This window comes from Rhizobium sophorae, from assembly GCF_013087515.1.
GTDB classification, from domain to species: Bacteria; Pseudomonadota; Alphaproteobacteria; order Rhizobiales; family Rhizobiaceae; genus Rhizobium; species Rhizobium sophorae.
Genome location: NZ_JABFCN010000016.1, coordinates 14,954 through 30,972, shown reverse-complemented (window position 1 = coordinate 30,972; position 16,019 = coordinate 14,954). Strand labels below are relative to the sequence as shown.

The window sequence follows — 16,019 nt, the reverse complement described above, 5'->3', positions numbered from 1 at the left end:
CGGGATACGACAGCCAATCTTCCAATTCGCACAATGATGAGGCCTCGTCCGACAGAATTACATAACGCTTACGTTAACGTCAATTATCAAACGCTGCCGAACCGGTCACATGCCCTTTCCTTTTCCGCCGCTTGCGCCTTATACATCGCTCAAAGCTATCGGAGGACAATCATGGATCTCGGCATCAACGGCAAACGGGCACTCGTCCTCGCCTCCTCGCGCGGCCTCGGCCTCGGCATCGCCGTGGCGCTAGCGCGGGAGGGTGCAAACGTGCTGCTCTGCGGGCGCAGCGGCGAACAGCTGGAGGCCAATTGCAAGGCGATCAATGCCGAAGGCAAAGGCCGGGCCGACTGGATCTGGGCCGATCTCGGGGACGAACGCTTCGTCGAGATGGTGACGACGGCGGTAAAGGAGAAGTTCGGCGGGCTCGATATCCTCGTCAACAATACCGGCGGACCGACGCCCGGCACGACGGAGGACATGACGGGCGAAAAGCTCGAAATCTATTTCCTCTCCATGGTCGCTCGGGTGATCACGCTCACCAATGCGCTGCTGCCCGGCATGAAGGCGCAGGGCTGGGGCCGCATCCTGACCGTTGCATCATCCGGCGTGATCGAACCTATCGCCAATCTGGCGCTGTCGAATACGCTGCGCCCGGCCCTTGCCGGCTGGAGCAAGACGCTTGCCTCCGAAGTGGCGGGCTTCGGCGTCACCACCAACCTGCTCTTGCCCGGCAGCATCCTGACGGCGCGGCTCGACGATCTCGACGGAGCTGCGGCAAAGCGGACCGGCAAGAGCCTCGAGGAGATCCGCACCGACAAGGAAGCGCGCATTCCGGTCGGCCGCTATGGCAGGGTCGAGGAATTCGCCGCAACGGCTGCCTTCCTGTGCAGCCAACCGGCAAGCTACATCACCGGCTCGCTCATCCGCTGCGACGGCGGCGCGGCACGATCCGTCTGACATTCCCTCTCAGCCGACGCGGGCGGCCGCCGCCCATGTCGCCACACTTCGGATCATCTGTTCGACGTTCGCCGGATCGTCCGCCAGTTCGGCGAGCTCGGACAGACGATGGAAACCCGTCAGGATCGAAATGCGCCGCCGATCGAGCCTGCGTCCGGTCAGCGTTTCATAGGCCGATACGATGCGTGCGGTCAGATCGGGCGAGATGAAGTTCGAGTAGATGAATTCCTGGTGCAGCGGGCCAAAGCCTGAATCGGCGAAATCATAGATGCCGTTGAGCTTCCTTTGCGCATGGTCGAAGGCCATGTTCCAGCCATGACCATCGAAGAAGCCGTAGATGTTGCCGTAGGGATCGGGCGGCAAGGCTTCGAAATCGGAAATAATGGCCTGCGCAAAGCTCCTGATGTCAGGCAGCAGCAGCGGCAAAGCCTTTATTCGCACCGTCTCGGGCGATTGCCATGGCTGGATCGCCCCGGCACCGGCCGATCGTATGCGATCGGCATCGACTACATGCAACTCGGCGTAAAAACGCGCAAGATCTTCCGCGAGGCGCTGACGATCGCCTTCGCCAAGCGCATCGTAATCTTCGGCAATGAGATGTTCGCCGTCGAGCTTGGCATGGCTGGAGAAGATCGGCGGCCCGTCGTGAATGCGCATGTCGGGAACCGCAATCGACAGCGACGGCCGAACGATATCGAGCAAGGCGGCTTCCTTCACAAGCGCTCTTTCCGCACTTGAATGGCGCGGAAACTTGAAGATCAGCGTGTCATCGACGTCGACGGCAAGCGAATCCCAGCCCTTCGCCGCCAGCTTGAAGACGGAGGCCGTGAGTTCAGGAAATATGCTTGTTATGAGAGAGCGAAACTCGCTGGCGTCCAACTCAGTCATGACGACCTGCCTTCCCTGGTTTTTGCGCGTTCCTCCGGCGCGGTGGACGGCATACGGGCCGGCATCGTCGCCCCGGTGAACCGCCTTCGCCGCCGTCGTCGGACGGCATCGGATTACACTGGCTCTATATTAGTATAGTTTGAATATTACGGAATATTCATTACAAAATTTTAAGCCGCTATAACCACTTAGTGATCGCACACCGGGAATTATGTCTTTTTTGCGCCGCAATATAAGCAGCTCAATCAGAGCATAAATTTTGCAACCTTGCTCAAGACCGGTTCTCGCCCATGAAGAAATTTTGGATCACCGTCAGCGTTATCGCAATTGCCGCCACCGGCGTCTGGCAATTCGGGAATCTGATCCCCTATGCCTCCCGAATTCCCTACCTCTCGCAGTTCATCAAGCAGCCGGCCGGCGGCAATGGCGGCGGGCAGCAGACACAGGCCGATCAGCAGGCCAATCCGGCGCAAGACGGTGGCCAACATCAGGGCGGCGGCCGCAAACGGGGCGGCGGCGGCCCAACCGTCGTCAAGACTGTTGCAGCCGTGAAAACGACGCTGCCGATGGATGTGACGGCGACCGGCTGGGCCGATGCCGATGACAATACGACCATTGCCGCCCAGGAACAGGGCCTGATCGTCAGCATCGATGCACAGGACGGGGCGACCGTCAAAGCCGGCGACCTGATCGCCAAGTTGGACGACCGGACGGCCAAGGCGACCGTCGACAAGGACAATGCGATGATCGTGCGAGACGCGGCAACCCTTTCGGAAGCCGAGACCGCGTTGACGCGCGCGCAGGACCTCTTCAACCAGAAGGCCGGCACCCAGCAGAGCCTCGACCAGGCGGTCGCCGCCCGCGATACCGCTGCGGCCACGGTCGATGCCGACAAGGCGTCGCTTGCCTCCGATCAGATCTTGCTCGAGCACACCGATATCCGCGCTCCCTTCGATGGCCGGCTCGGCGATATCGCCGTCAGCAAGGGCGCTTTTCTCAGTGCGGGGGCGGCAATCGTCACCATCGCGAAATACGATCCGATCTATGTGAAATTTCACCTTCAGGAGCGCTATCTGCGGGAGCTGAAGAGCGCTCTGGCAAGCGGTCCGGTCGAGGTCAGCACCGCCCCCAATTCCACCAAGGGGCAAGTGCGAAAAGGCGAGATCAGCTTCTACGACAACACGGTCGATACGGCCTCGGGCACGATCCTCGCCAAGGCGAAATTCGAGAATGCCTCCGGCGCGCTCTGGCCCGGCCAGTCGGTCAACATCGTGGTGCATTTCAACAATGACGAACAGCAGGTGGTGGTGCCAACGGTTGCCGTCAGCCCCGGCCCGGAGGGTTTCTTCGCCTTCGTCGCCAAGGACGGCAAATCGCAGCTGACGGCCGTTACCGTTGCCCGCGCAAATGGCGGCTTCACCGCCATAGAATCGGGTCTTCAGGCAGGCGATCACGTCGTCGTCGAGGGCCAGGGCCAGCTCAGCGACCAGCAGGCGATCAACGAGCAGTTCGACGAAAAGGCGCTTGATGTCGCCTCCGCCGAAGTGCCTCGGCAACAGCAGCCCTCCGAGACAATCGCGGTGGGAGCTCAGCAATGATCCCGAATTTCTGTATCCAGCGCCCCGTCGCGACGACGCTGCTTGCGATCGGCGTCATTCTGGCCGGTCTTGCCGGTTATCAGCTCGTACCCGTCGCGGCCCTGCCGCAGGTCGACTTTCCCACCATCAACGTTTCGGCACAGTTGAGCGGTGCCTCGCCGCAGACGATGGCGACCTCGGTTGCCACACCGCTGATCAAGCAGTTCGAGACCATTCCCGGGATCACCGAAATCAGCGCCTCCAGTTCGCTCGGCAGCACCAGCATCGTGCTGCAGTTCGACCTCAACCGCGATATCGACGCGGCCGCAGCCGACGTGCAGGCGGCGATCTCGCATGCGACCCGGCAACTGCCCGACAATCTGACGACACCGCCAAGTTATCGCAAGACGAACCCGGCCGATGCGCCTGTCATGCTGCTCTCGGTGCAGAGCAACACCATGCCGCGCAGCAAGCTTGACGACATCGCCGAGAACATCATCTCGCCGTCGCTTTCGACGCTTCCAGGCGTTGCCCAGGTCAGCGTCTACGGTGCGCAGACCTATGCCGTGCGCGTCGAGGTCGATCCCAACAAGCTTTTGACCCGCGGCATAGGCATCGATACCGTCAACAAGGCGCTTGCTGCCGCCAACAGCCAGCAGCCTGTGGGAACGCTGCAGAACAATTCGCAAAGCATGACCATCACGGCGAACACGCAGCGCACCAGTGCCGAACAATTCCGTTCGCTCGTCATTGCCAATCCGAACGGCGCGCCGATCCACCTCGGCGATATTGCCGATGTGCAAGACAGTGTCGAGAACCAATATACCGGCAGCTGGTATGACGGCCAACGCGGCATCATCCTCGCCATCCAGCGCCAGCCGGATGCCAATACGGTCGATGTCGTCGATGCGATCAACGCCAAGCTGCCGCAGCTTCACGCCGAAATCCCGCCCTCGGTCAACACGGTCGTCATGAATGACGCAGCAAAGCCGATTCGCGATGCCATCTCCGATGTGAAGTTCACACTGCTCCTGACGATCGGCCTCGTCGTTCTCGTCATCTACCTCTTTACCGGCCATGCGACAGCAACGATCATTCCCGGGCTTGCCGTTCCGCTGTCGCTGATCTCGACCTTCGGCATGATGTATGTGCTGGGCTACAGTATCGACAACATCTCGCTGCTCGGGCTAACGCTCGCGGTGGGGCTCGTGGTGGATGACGCCATCGTCATGCTCGAGAACATTCTGCGCCATGTCGAGGAAGGCATGCCCGTGCGGGAAGCGGCGATCAAGGGTGCGGGCGAAGTCAGCTACACCATCATTTCCATGTCGGTTTCGTTGATCGCGGTCTTCATCCCGATCCTGCTGATGGGCGGCGTTGTCGGCCGGGTGTTCAACGAATTCGGCATGGTGTTTGCGATTGCGATCATCTCCTCGGCAATCGTCTCGCTGACCGTGACGCCGATGCTCGCCTCGCGTCTGTCCAACCACCAGAGCCGCCCGCCGCTCATCATCCGCATCTTCGATGCCGGCTTCGAACGGACGCTGCGCGGCTATGACAGGGCTGTCGGCTGGTGCCTTCGCCACCGCCCCACGATCCTCGGCGTTTTCCTCGCCTCGGTGGCACTGACGATCTATTTCTTCATGACGCTGCCGACAAGCTTCTTCCCACAGGAGGATATCGGCCGCCTGACGATCAGCACGCAGGCCCGGCAGGACATTTCCTATTCCGCGATGTCGGCGCTGCAGCAGCAGGCGGCAGCCGTCGTGAAAGCGAACCCGGCGGTCAACCATGTGATGTCGACGATCGGCGGCAACCCCAACAAGCCGCAGAACAACGGCTCTATGTTCGTCGAACTCAAGGACAAGAAGGAGCGTCCGCCGCTTGACCAGACGCTGCGCGAACTGCGCACGGCGATCAACAAGATCCCCGGCTTGCAGGCCTTCGTGACGCCGAACCAGAGCCTGCGCTTCGGCGGCCGCCAGACTGCCAGCCAGTATCAGCTGGTGGTGCAGGCGCTGAGTGCTGATCAGACCAACCTGTGGGCCGGCAAGATCCAGGCGGCGATGCGCAAGGATCGGCTGTTCACCGACGTGACCTCGGACGCGCAGAACAACGCGCTGCAGGCCAATATCGTCATCGATACAGAGCGGGCAGCCGCCTACGGGATCGACAATGACACGCTGCGCACGACGCTGCAGGAATCCTTCAGCGGATATGCAGCGGCGGAAATCCAGTCGACCGGCGACAGCTACGACGTCATCGTCGAATATGACACCAGCAAGCCCTGGGACGACCAGAAGCTCTCGGAGATCCGTGTCGCCTCGGCCAATGGCAGCCTCGTGCCGCTTTCCAACTTCGCGCATGTCGAGCGCACGGTCGGCCCTGTGACAATCAACCAGACGGGCCAGCTGGTCTCGACCACCGTTTCCTTCAACCTGCCGGAAGGCGTCTCGCTCAGCGACGCGACGGCAGCAATCGACCAGATCAAGACGGAAATGAGCATGCCGGCCGACGTCTTCACCTCCTATGGCGGTACAGCGCAGATCTTCGAGCAGTCTCAGGGCAATACGCCATACCTCATCCTGGCGGCGGTGCTGACCATCTATGTCGTGCTCGGCGTGCTCTACGAGAGCTTCATCCACCCGCTCACCATCCTCTCCGGTTTGCCTGCGGCGGCATTCGGTGCGCTGCTGGCGCTTGATATCATGGGCTTCGACCTGTCGATCATCGCCCTTATCGGCCTGCTGATGCTGATCGGCATCGTCAAGAAGAACGCGATCATGATGATCGACGTGGCGGTGGAGACCATGCGCACGACCGGCGAAAAGGCGACGGTGGCGATCCACGAGGCCTGCGTGCGACGCTTCCGGCCGATCATGATGACGACCTTCTGCGCCCTGCTCGGCGCCTTGCCGATCGCGCTCGGCACCGGCGCAAGTTCGGAACTGCGCCAGCCGCTCGGCATCGCCGTCGTCGGCGGCCTGATCGTCTCGCAGATGCTGACGCTCTTCATCACCCCGGTCATCTTCGTCGAGATGGACCGCTTTGGAAACTTCCTCGGCCGTCTGATCGGCCACACGAAGGTCGTGGAGCCGGAGCTGGAAGAGGCAAGGGCAATGGCCGCCGAGTGATGACGGCCCTCTGAATTCGGCATTGCCGATTGACCCTTGCGGCGCACTTCTTCTTCTAACCGGGAGAAGAAGTGCGCCCGCGATCACATCAACTTCCGCTCCTCTTGAATGTGTCACGCCCCTGTGGCATCACCCGCCCTCCTGAATTCGGGGCGTGCTTACGCCCTTTTGCGGAGCGATGCTCCGTCTCCAATAACAATCGGCATGAAGAGGTGCGGGCATGGCTCAGGCGCTGGGTTTCGACTTCGGCACGACGAATACGGTTCTCGCCATGGCGGATGGCGGGGCGACGCGCTCGATGGCGTTCACGAGCACGGAGGGTACGACAGACAGCATGCGCACGGCGCTTTCCTTCATGAAGGATGCGCAGCTCGGCGCTTCGGCGTTGAAGGTGGAGGCCGGCCATGCAGCGATCCGTCAATTCATCGACAATCCCGGCGAATGTCGCTTTCTGCAGTCGATCAAGACCTTTGCGGCGAGCGCGCTGTTCCAGGGCACACTGATTTTCGCCAAACGGCATAATTTCGAAGATCTGATGGAGATCTTCGTGCGGCGCCTGCGCAACTATGCCGGCGACCACTGGCCTTCAGATGTCAGCCGCATCGTCACCGGCCGGCCGGTGCATTTTGCCGGCGCCAGCCCCGATCCGGCGCTGGCGACCGAACGCTACAATGAGGCGCTGTCGCGCTTCGGCTTTCCCGAAATCCACTATGTTTACGAGCCGGTTGCCGCCGCCTTCTATTTCGCGCAGAACCTGAAGCAGGATGCCACTGTGCTGGTCGCCGATTTCGGCGGCGGCACCACCGACTATTCGCTGATCCGCTTCGAGACCGTCGCCGGCAAGCTGACGGCAACGCCGATCGGCCATTCCGGCGTCGGCGTCGCGGGCGATCATTTCGACTACAGGATGATCGACAACATCGTCGCGCCGCTGATCGGCAAGGGCAGCCATTTCAAAAGCTTCGACAAGATCCTCGAAGTGCCGTCCAACTACTATTCCAGCTTCGGCCGCTGGAACCAGCTGTCGATCTTTAAGACGACGCGCGAATTCGAGGATCTGAAGAAGCTGGTGCGCACCAGCCTGGAGCCGGAAAAGCTCGAAATCTTCATCGACCTCATCGACCATGATGAGGGCTACCCGCTCTATCAGGCGGTGTCGGCGACGAAGATGGCGCTCTCGGCCGCAGAAGAGGCGCCTTTCGATTTCGCGCCGCTTGGCCGCAGCGGACATCGCAGCATCAAGCGGAGCGACTTCGAAGGCTGGATCGCCGCTGATCTCGCCCGTATCGAAGGCGCGCTCGATGACGTGCTCGACAAGACCGAGACGAAGCCTGCGGAGATCGACAAGGTGTTTCTGACCGGCGGCACCTCCTTCGTGCCGGCGGTGCGCCGCACCTTTACCGAACGCTTCGAGCGCGACCGGATCGAAAGCGGCGGCGAACTGCTGTCGATCGCCCATGGCCTGGCGCTGATCGGCGAACGCGACGACATCGCGCAATGGACTGTGCAATAGAGCCGGCAAGGGCGGGCAATCGGCCGCCCGCCCTTTCAATGCCTGAGTCACTCCGCTAAGCTTGCCCGCATGATCTCCGCCAACGACCTTTCCCCAGCCGAGCTCGCAGCGCTTCTGCATTTCCATGCCGATGCCGGTGTGGAATGGCTGCTGGAAGAAGAGGCGATCGACCGCTTCGCCGAATTCGAGGCGATGAAGGCCGCCCGCCGTCCGGCGGCGGCACAGGCGCAGCAGCAACGTCCCGCCGCTGGGGAACGCCCTGCCCCAGGTCAGGCACAGGTGCGCCCGAATGCAGCGGCACGCCCAGCGCCTGCCGAACGCGCAGCATCCGGTCCGCAACCGGCAATCCCGGATGGCGAGGCGGTGCAACAGGCGCGCTTCGTCGCCGAAACCGCGCGATCGCTCGTCGAGCTCAAAACCGCGATCGAAGCCTTCAACGGCTGCAACCTCAAGCACAGCGCCCGCTCGACCATCTTTGCCAGCGGCGATGCCGAAAGCGGGATCATGGTGATCGGCTTGGCGCCGAGCGCCGAAGACGATCGCGAGGGTTTGCCCTTCTCCGGAAAATCCGGTCAGCTGTTCGACAAGATGCTGGCGGCGATCGGGCTGACGCGCTCGAGCGTTCTGTTGACGCAGGTCATCCCCTGGCGACCACCTGGCAATCGTGCGCCCTCGGCGGCGGAAATGGACATCTGCCGCCCCTTCATCGAGCGGCAGATCGCGCTTGCCGAACCGAAGGCGATCCTGCTGCTCGGCAATTTTTCGGCGCGCTTCTTCTTCGGCGAAAACGATACGATTCACGGGTTGCGCGGCCGTTGGAAGGAGATTGCCGCTGCGGACTGTGTCATTCCTGCCATAGCCAGCCTGCATCCGCAGGATCTGTTAACCGCACCTGTAAACAAGCGGCTGGCCTGGAATGACCTGCTGGCTTTTCAGGCGAAGCTTAAGTCCCTCTCTTTGCTTAGAAATTAGCCAAAGTTGAATAATTCGTGAATCAATCTATGCGTTTTTCGCATAGCTGTATCCCGCCGTGATGCATTGCGGAATCTATGCTGCATCGCAATATCAGCTGTGTCTTGGGAGGAATCACAGGAACCAAGGCCATGAACAAGCGTTTTCGTCCTATCCATAGCGGGTTTGAAACCCTTCGCCTCGCCGGCGACCAGGTTCGTTGCAGTCAGGGCTTCAGCCGTTTCGGCTTTGCCACGAACGAACAGATGATTGCCCGCGGTACCGGCATCAACAGCCGTACGGCGCGCCCGAACGCCATTTTTTCAGACTTCCAGCAATATTGAGCAGAGACTCAAAGTGTTGCAGCTTCCTTTGCGTGTCTGAAAAAACGCGCAGCATGGCCGGCGTTTCGCCTGCCCTTTCGTGTCAAGAGTACCCAATATGTCGACGATCCTGATATCGCTTCTGCGTAACATCGAAACCTTCGAGCACATCCGCGTCGCGGTCTGCGCCGCGCGGGAATATGAGCGCGAGCTTTCGGTCAAGCCGGCCGATGTCGGCACGCGCATTGGCGCAGGCGCTGCCTCGATCGTTCTCTGATCAAACGGCCATTTCCTCGATCTGGGCCTTTGCCCATTCGAAGGCTTCGTCGACATAGGCGAACTTGACCGCCTGCCAGGCGCAATATTCCTCGACGAAATCCCGCGATATCCAAAGGTGCGTCTTGCGCGGCTCGTCATGCCAGCCGACGCAGCCGCGCTGCGCCGCTTTTGCCAGCAGCCGCTGCAGATGGGTGCGCGACATCATGAAATCGGCAGCGAGCGCGCGGGTTTCGACGCGGCCGACGGACAACCTCCCCGGCTCGCTGCTTTCCATATCCATCCGGGCCACATCCATCCGGGCGATGAAGTTGTCGACCACGAGGCCGCCGGCTTCCGTCCAGAGGAACAGCGCCACCTGCTCCGGCGGTTCGCGCCAGGCGGCATCTTCGAGGCAATGGCGGGCAATACGCGGCTGAATGAGTCGCATCAGTGATGGATTTGCTTGGAAAAAGGCTGCCCTTTGACCGCCGTCGAGCAGGTCGAGCGCAGCGAGATTGGAGTGAATCCAGGCAAACATTCCCTGATGGCTAACGTCGGCCGGTTCGAAATGACGTGGCCGCCGCCGCTCGTCGCCGGGCGTGTGAGTTATGAAGCGGTAGGTATAGAGTTCTTCGATGAAGGCGAGCACGGTGTTGCGGCTCGCCACCTTGTTTGCGGTGATACGCCCGGTCAGCCGAACGGCAGTGAAACCCGACGTCGGGTCGCGCGGATCATATTCCAGGTGGAGGGCATAGGCCGTCTGAGTCAGAAGCCAGCGTTGATGGGAGGCGAGCAGTCGCGCCAGTCGCGGGCCGGCATCGAACATGCCGCGCATCTGCCCGGCCAAAAAGCGAATGCTCATCAGAAAGGAAGAGTTCCCCACCAATTGCTCCGCTGTGAATGCCATTATGCTCTTCTCCACCTCCGCTCGCCGGCCAGCGTTCGGAGCAACGACACCCGAGAGCTCCTCCGGCATCAGCGGCCATTCAGACATGCACAGCTTGGAATAAATGATACTCTCTCATGTTCAACAATCATATTCCGCAGACCGGCGGTATCCCAAGAATTCACCATTCTTTTCACTCTTTGAGCGCAAGTTTCAAACCACCGCAATCCCCGCGTTAAAACCTTGATAACATGCGCTTAGAGGCGTCAGGCTTGCGGCGTCGTGGCCTTGCGCGCCTCTCTCTGCTCGATGCCCAGCTGATGCTCGCGATAAATAATGAAGATGCCGGCGGCGATGACGATGACGGTGCCGATCAGCATGGTCACGCTCGGCACGTCGCCGAAGACGAAGTAGGCGACGATGCCGCCGAGCAGGATCGAGGTATATTCGAACGGCGCGATTGTGGAGACGTCGGCATGGCGGTAACTTTCCGTCAGCAGGATCTGCGCCACGCCGCCGCAGAAACCGGCGGCGATCAGATAAAGCGCCGCCGGCCATGCCAGGATGAGCCAGCCGAAGGGAAGAGAAGCCAGCGAGAACACCGAGGCGGTGATCGAGAAATACAGCACGATCGTCGCCGTCTTCTCTTCCTCGACGAGGCGGCGCACCTGGATCATCGCCACGCCGCCGAGAACGGCCGAGAACAGCACGCAGAGCGCGCCGACGGCCTGTTCTGCTTCCATGCCGCCATCGCGAAACAGCGTAAGTTTCGGCCAGGAAACGATGGCGACGCCGACGATGCCGACCAGGACGGCGCTCCAGCGATAGATGCGCACGGCCTCGCCGAGAAAAACGGCGGCGAAGATGACGGCGACGAGCGGCAACGCGTAGCCGAGCGCGATCGCCTCCGGCAGCGGCAGATGCAGCAGGCCGTAGAAACCGAAAGCCATCGACAAGATGCCGATCGTGCCGCGCTTCAGGTGACCGATTGGATTGGCCGTGTAGAAGGCAGCCCGCAACTGCCTGTTATAGGCCAGATAGGCCATGATCGGGAAAAGCGCGAAGAACGACCTGCAGAAGGTGACCTGACCCGGCGGAATGTCCGAGCCCGCCAGCTTGATGAAGGTCTGCATGGCCAGGAAGACCACGACCGACGAGACTTTCAGCGTAATGCCTCTCATCGGGTTTCTGAGAACCGAGTGCATGATCCTGGCTCTTGATACTGACTTAACCGGAACGGGGAGACGCGTTCGACTCGGGAACGCAGCAGGTGACGCCTTCCATCGTAGCGAAAGAAAAGCCCGATTGGCGAAAAAACCGCAAGCAACTTGAGAGAATCACAAAAACGCCGTCAGTGGCAGGCTCAACCGTGCTGCTTATGCGCCACCGCTGTGAAATTTCCCGTTTTGAGCCATTCACCCCGAAAATGTTCATCTCTCGGGGCTAGCCGTTAACCAATTGAAAACCATAGGCAAGCATCGTTTTTATCGCTGATCTCGAAATTTTCTTCACCACACAAACAATTGCCCGTTCCTTCCAGGATCCCATTTGATGAAGCCGCTTAGCGCCGAAACCATTGCCCAGTCGCAGAATGCGACACCGCGGTCCATGCGCGTCGTCACCGACGGTATCAGCACCGACCTCGAGCGCTTCAGCGCCGACAACACCCATATCGTCAAGCAGATCAAGCTGCTGGCGATCAATGCGCTGATCGAGGCGGCCAGAGCCGGCGAGACCGGAAAGGGCTTTGCCGTCGTTGCCAACGAGGTGCAGCGGTTGGCGCAGATCGCGACCGATATCACCGGCAGGTTCGAAAGCAACGTGCTTGGCCGCATCGGCCTCAGCCGAGCCATGGCCGATTCGCTGGTCGAGGAGATGGAGGGCGTTCGCCTGACCGATCTGGCGCAGACGCTGGTGCAGCTCATCGTCCGCAATCTCTTCGAACGCACGGCCGATGTGCGCTGGTGGGCGACGGACCCGGCGCTCTGGCAGGCGCTGCAGAACCCGAGCCGGGAAACCGTCGCCTTTGCGGCGGAGCGTCTCGGCGCCATCAACCGCTTCTACACCGTCTATCTCGATCTCGTCATGACCGATCTCTCGGGCAAGGTGATCGCATCCGCCAATCCCAAGTTCCAGCGCAAGATCGTCAGCACGAGCCTCGCCGGCGATCCGTGGTTCCGCGCGGCGTCGGCCTGCTCCTCCGGTGACGCCTATATCGTCGACGACGTCAAAGCGAGCCCGCTGCACGACGCCAGGCATGCGCTCGTTTACGCCACAGGCATCCGCGAAGAGGGCAAGCTCGACGGGCGGCTGATCGGCACGCTCGGCGTCTATTTCGACTGGCAGAACCAGGGCCAGGCGATCGTCGAGAAAGAGGCCAACCTGCCACCGCAACTGGCGGAAAGAACGACGGTCATGCTGCTCGACGGCAAGAGCCGGGTCATCGCTACCACCAATCCCGCCCTACTCTTTTCCCATTTCGCCCTCGCCAATCCGTCCGGTCAGGCGAAAGGCAGCTACTACGACAATAATGGCTCGATCGTCGCCTTCGCGCGCACCCTCGGCTACGAGGATTACGACGGACTCGGCTGGTACGGCGTCGTCGTGCAGCAGACGGAAAACGACGCGACGATCAAGGCGGCCCTCAATCTGAAGTAGCACCCTTCTCCCCGCGGCCGTGTTCATGCGTTGCCAATAAGATATTTTGCCCGCGAACTTGGTGTTCGCGGGCAATTTGCTTTAACTTTAGTTCAGACTTTAATGTAATCATCCCCGGCAAAATTTATGGCAGAGTGCGCCCGCCTCTGTATTCGCGATTATCAAATAACGGTCTTCAGGAAACACCATGCGAACAGATACCGGCCAGGTCATTCATCTGGCAGATTACCGTCCCACCGACTTCGTGCTGGAACGTGTGGACCTGACCTTCGAACTCGACCCGACGGAGACAAAGGTCGAGGCGCGTCTGATCTTTCATCGTCGCCCGGGCTGCGATCCGGCAGCGCCGATCGTTCTCGACGGCGACGAACTGACTCTGTCGGGGCTGCTGTTCGACCAGGTGGAACTGGACCCTTCGCGTTACGACGCAACACCGGAAAGCCTGACAGTGCGCAACCTGCCAGAGAGCGCGCCCTTCGAACTGACGATCACCACCGTCATCAACCCTGAGGCCAACACCAAGCTGATGGGCCTTTACCGCACCGGCGGCATCTACTGCACACAGTGCGAGGCGGAGGGTTTCCGCCGCATCACTTATTTCCCCGACCGGCCCGACGTGCTTGCGCCATTCACGGTCAACATCATCGCCGACAAGGACGCCAACCCGCTGCTTTTGTCAAACGGCAACTTCCTCGGCGGCGCCGGCTACGGCCCCGGCAAACATTTCGCAGCCTGGTTCGACCCGCATCCGAAGCCGAGCTATCTCTTCGCGCTCGTCGCCGGCGATCTCGGGGTCGTCGAAGACACGTTCACGACCATGTCCGGCCGTGAGGTGGTGCTGAAGATCTATGTCGAGCACGGCAAGGAGCCGCGGGCAGCCTACGCCATGGACGCGCTGAAACGCTCGATGAAGTGGGACGAAGAAAGGTTCGGCCGCGAATACGATCTCGATATCTTCATGATCGTCGCCGTCTCCGATTTCAACATGGGCGCGATGGAGAACAAAGGCCTCAACGTCTTCAACGACAAATACGTCCTTGCGGATCCGGAAATCGCCACCGATGCCGACTATGCCAATATCGAGACGATCATCGCGCATGAATATTTCCACAACTGGACCGGCAACCGCATCACCTGCCGCGACTGGTTCCAGCTGTGCCTCAAGGAAGGCCTGACGGTCTATCGCGACCACGAATTCTCTTCCGACCAGCGCTCGCGCGCCGTCAAGCGCATCGCCGAAGTGCGCCACCTGAAGTCGGAGCAGTTCCCGGAGGACGGCGGCCCGCTCGCCCATCCGGTGCGGCCGACGACATATCGTGAGATCAATAATTTCTACACGACGACCGTCTACGAAAAGGGCAGCGAAGTCACGCGCATGATCGCGACGCTGCTCGGCAAGGACGGCTTCAAGAAAGGCATGGACCTCTATTTCGACCGCCATGACGGTGAGGCCGTGACGATCGAGGATTTCGTCAAATGCTTCGAGGATGCAAGCGGGCGCGACCTCACGCAATTTTCGCTCTGGTACCATCAGGCCGGCACGCCACTCGTCACCGCATCGGGCAGCTATGATGCGGCGGCCGGCAGCTTCACCCTGTCGCTCGAACAGATGATCCCGGCATCGCCCGGCCAGCCGAGCAAGGAGCCGATGCATATTCCGCTCAGCCTCGCGCTGTTTGGCGAAAACGGCGGCAAGATCGAGCCGACCTCGGTCGACGGCGCGGAATATGCCGGCGAGGTGCTGCATCTCACCGGCCGCACGCAGACGGCCGTGTTCCATGGCATTGGCTCGCGGCCGGTCGTTTCGATCAACCGCAGCTTCTCGGCGCCGATCAACCTGCATTTCGATCAGAGCCCGGCCGATCTTGCCCGTCTCGCCCGCCATGAGACCGATCATTTCGCCCGCTGGCAGGCATTGACCGATCTCGCGCTGCCGAACCTGCTGAAAGCGGCACGCGACGCCCGCGAGGGCAAGCCTGTGGTCTGCGAGGCGACCTTCGTCGAGACACTGATTGCGGCCGCCGCCGACGAGAGCCTCGAGCCCGCCTTCCGCGCCCAGGCGCTAGCTCTGCCGAGCGAATCCGATATCGCCCGCGAACTTGGCGGCAACAACGATCCCGATGCCATCCATTTCGGCCGGCAGGCGGTCCTGAAACAGATCGCCGATGCCGGAAAGGATGTCTTTGCCGGCCTCTATGCAGCGATGACGACCACAGGCGATTTCAACCCGGATGCGAAAAGCGCCGGCCTGCGAGCGCTGCGCAATAGCGCCCTCACCTACCTCTCGCATGCCGAAGAGACGCCGGCCCGCGCCAAGGCAGCCTTCGATGCGGCCAACAACATGACGGATCTCAGCCATGCGCTGACGATCCTCGCCCATCGTTTTCCCGACAGCGCGGAGACGAGCGAGGCGCTCGCCACCTTCCGTGACCGCTTCGCGGAAAATGCGCTCGTCATCGACAAATGGTTCGCGATCCAGGCCGGCATTCCGGGCGCAAAAACCCTGGGACGGGTCCGCGCCCTGATGGACGATCCGCTCTTCAAGCGCACCAATCCGAACCGGATGCGGTCGCTGGTCGGCACCTTCGCCTTTGCCAACCCGACCGGATTCGGCCGCGCCGACGGCGAAGGCTACCGCTTCCTCGCGGATCAGATTCTCGATATCGACGGGCGCAACCCGCAGCTTGCCGCCCGCATCCTCACCTCGATGCGCTCCTGGCGGTCGCTCGAACCCGTGCGTGCCGATCACGCCCGCTCGGCCCTCATCGAGATCGAGCGAGCCGCCGATCTTTCGACCGACGTGCGCGATATTGTTGAGCGCACGCTTAAAGGGTAATTTGATTCTACCGGCCACCACGAAAAATTCGACGG

12 protein-coding genes are annotated in these 16,019 nt (G+C 61.2%); 9 read left to right on the top strand and 3 right to left on the bottom strand.

Annotated features, from left to right (window positions below; genetic code table 11):
- Positions 1-171: 171 nt before the first annotated feature.
- Positions 172-960 carry an SDR family oxidoreductase gene (locus G9X64_RS09585; RefSeq protein ID WP_168316708.1) on the top strand — a complete coding sequence of 263 codons (789 nt, stop codon included), beginning with the start codon at positions 172-174 and terminating at the stop codon, positions 958-960.
- Between the two features lie 9 nt (positions 961-969).
- Here G9X64_RS09585 and G9X64_RS09580 read toward each other — a convergent pair whose 3' ends face one another.
- The gene (locus tag G9X64_RS09580) at positions 970-1,848 is read right to left on the bottom strand and encodes a phosphotransferase family protein (RefSeq protein ID WP_168309710.1); all 879 of its coding nucleotides are present in this window, start codon (positions 1,846-1,848) and stop codon (positions 970-972) included.
- Between the two features lie 290 nt (positions 1,849-2,138).
- Here G9X64_RS09580 and G9X64_RS09575 point away from each other — a divergent pair, with 290 nt between their 5' ends.
- The 6 genes from G9X64_RS09575 (at position 2,139) to G9X64_RS09550 (ending at position 9,623) form a co-directional block, all read left to right on the top strand.
- A complete protein-coding gene (locus tag G9X64_RS09575; RefSeq protein WP_171376489.1) occupies positions 2,139-3,446 on the top strand; it encodes an efflux RND transporter periplasmic adaptor subunit in 1,308 nt (435 codons plus the stop codon).
- Positions 3,443-6,559, top strand: coding sequence for an efflux RND transporter permease subunit (locus G9X64_RS09570; RefSeq protein WP_171376488.1), 3,117 nt, complete (start codon positions 3,443-3,445; stop codon positions 6,557-6,559). Before G9X64_RS09575 ends, G9X64_RS09570 begins: the two co-directional genes overlap by 4 nt.
- 220 nt (positions 6,560-6,779) lie before the next feature.
- Positions 6,780-8,072, top strand: a complete 1,293-nt coding sequence (locus G9X64_RS09565; protein WP_171376487.1) for an Hsp70 family protein — start codon at positions 6,780-6,782, stop codon at positions 8,070-8,072.
- 69 nt (positions 8,073-8,141) lie between these two features.
- Positions 8,142-9,044: a uracil-DNA glycosylase gene (locus G9X64_RS09560; RefSeq protein WP_171376486.1), complete on the top strand. Its 903-nt coding sequence runs from the start codon at positions 8,142-8,144 to the stop codon at positions 9,042-9,044.
- Positions 9,045-9,175: 131 nt separating this feature from the next.
- On the top strand, positions 9,176-9,367 hold the full coding sequence (locus tag G9X64_RS09555) for a hypothetical protein (protein WP_168309879.1): 192 nt from the start codon (positions 9,176-9,178) through the stop codon (positions 9,365-9,367).
- Positions 9,368-9,464: 97 nt separating this feature from the next.
- On the top strand, positions 9,465-9,623 hold the full coding sequence (locus G9X64_RS09550) for a hypothetical protein (protein WP_171376485.1): 159 nt from the start codon (positions 9,465-9,467) through the stop codon (positions 9,621-9,623).
- Here G9X64_RS09550 and G9X64_RS09545 read toward each other — a convergent pair whose 3' ends face one another.
- Both G9X64_RS09545 and G9X64_RS09540 read right to left on the bottom strand, forming a co-directional pair.
- A complete protein-coding gene (locus G9X64_RS09545; RefSeq protein WP_168309704.1) occupies positions 9,624-10,511 on the bottom strand; it encodes a hypothetical protein in 888 nt (295 codons plus the stop codon).
- A gap of 245 nt (positions 10,512-10,756) precedes the next feature.
- Positions 10,757-11,695 (bottom strand): DMT family transporter, encoded by a 939-nt coding sequence (locus G9X64_RS09540; RefSeq protein ID WP_171376484.1) that lies wholly within the window; start codon positions 11,693-11,695, stop codon positions 10,757-10,759.
- A 346-nt stretch (positions 11,696-12,041) separates the two neighbouring features.
- On the opposite strand from G9X64_RS09540, the gene G9X64_RS36985 reads away from it, so the two are divergent.
- Together G9X64_RS36985 and pepN are read left to right on the top strand one after the other, a co-directional pair.
- The gene (locus G9X64_RS36985; protein WP_168309702.1) at positions 12,042-13,148 is read left to right on the top strand and encodes a methyl-accepting chemotaxis protein; all 1,107 of its coding nucleotides are present in this window, start codon (positions 12,042-12,044) and stop codon (positions 13,146-13,148) included.
- Positions 13,149-13,335: 187 nt separating this feature from the next.
- The gene (gene pepN, locus G9X64_RS09530) at positions 13,336-15,984 is read left to right on the top strand and encodes an aminopeptidase N (RefSeq protein ID WP_168309701.1); all 2,649 of its coding nucleotides are present in this window, start codon (positions 13,336-13,338) and stop codon (positions 15,982-15,984) included.
- Positions 15,985-16,019 lie beyond the last annotated feature (35 nt).